The sequence below is a fragment of the Microvirga tunisiensis genome, assembly GCF_009296175.1.
GTDB classification, from domain to species: domain Bacteria; phylum Pseudomonadota; class Alphaproteobacteria; order Rhizobiales; family Beijerinckiaceae; genus Microvirga; species Microvirga tunisiensis.
Genome location: NZ_VOSK01000787.1, coordinates 1 through 1,246 on the forward strand (window position 1 = coordinate 1; position 1,246 = coordinate 1,246).

Below are 1,246 nucleotides of genomic sequence, written 5' to 3' on the forward strand. Positions count from 1 at the left end.
TCGGGACGGACATCCAGCCTGATCGATGAGCCAAATAGCCGTTGGCACTCGCGCCTCCACCGATCAGAGAACCACAGGATGCACTCAGTCGGTCGCGAGCCGCGTTTTGACACGGCCTCGACCCATTGCAGACTTACCCTTCAGTGAGCTCTGGCAGGTATCTGGTCGAATCTCATCCACTATGAGTTCTACGGCCCAGCCGACCAGATTCTCGCGACAGCCTGACTACCCTCGCTTGGTTCACGAGGGTCGTGAACATTGCTGTAAGTGCGAGATTAGAACGAGCTGTCACGAAGCAACTTTCTGATCGACTCGATGCAGCGTCAGGCAAGTCGTCACCGCCACCGATGTTCGGCTCGCTAGTGTCCCCGATGGCTTGAACATCACGGGTACTTCCTAAGCCCTGGAGCCGGGGAACGCTGCCACCGTCGCCTATTATTAATTGTACAGTCGCGGCGACCGAGGGCAGATCTCCCGAATGTTGAAGTTGCTGTCCGCGATGGATGGTCGAGCGGTGCCGTCAGGTCCGAAGCCCTGCCGACCGGTCGGGCTGCTCCTGAGGCTCTGCGCCGCCATCGCGACTTCAACGCGGTTGCGTACATTCAACTTCTGCATCAGGACCGTCATGTAGTGCTTGACTGTCCTTTCGGTGACTCCGAGCCCGGATGCGATTTCCTTGTTGGTTTTTCCGCCGAGCAGCAACTGAATGATCTGATCCTCTCGGGCGCTCAGGTTGAGCGCCTGTATCGCGATCTTGCGCACGGAAGCATTCCGCAGGGCCGTGACCACCTCGCTCCCGAAGTATTGTGATATGTAGGTGCCCCCGGCGGTCACAGCTCTCGCAGCGTCGGCGAGTTCGCCCGGTTTAGACGACTTGGGCAAGTACCCCCGGGCTCCTGCCTCCAGCGCATTTACGGCGTAGTCCACACCAGGTGCCGCCGTGAAGACGATGACCCTCGTTCGTTGGAATTTGGCCGTGATTTCTGAGATCGCCGCGAGGGCGTTTCCAGGGATTGCCAGGTCCAGGATTATCAGGTCGGGCCGAAGCTGCTCGGCGATCGCGAGCATTTCCTGGGAACTGCTGTAGCGCGACGCGCGAATGTGTGAGTAAGGCGACGGCCAGATTTACGAGATGTCGCCTCCGGTTGAAGTCGACCTACCGTGTCACGGGACGACACGGAGGAGCGCATGAGCCGGCTCGATCAGGAGGCTCGCATGACTATCAAGGCATTGGCGGCGCGGGGAG

Annotated in this window: 1 protein-coding gene; it reads right to left on the minus strand. The window is 59.6% G+C overall.

What is annotated here, in order from left to right; all coding sequences use genetic code 11:
- Window positions 1–438: 438 nt before the first annotated feature.
- Window positions 439–1,125, minus strand: coding sequence for a LuxR C-terminal-related transcriptional regulator (locus FS320_RS50525; protein WP_338105709.1), 687 nt, complete (start codon window positions 1,123–1,125; stop codon window positions 439–441).
- Window positions 1,126–1,246: the final 121 nt, after the last annotated feature.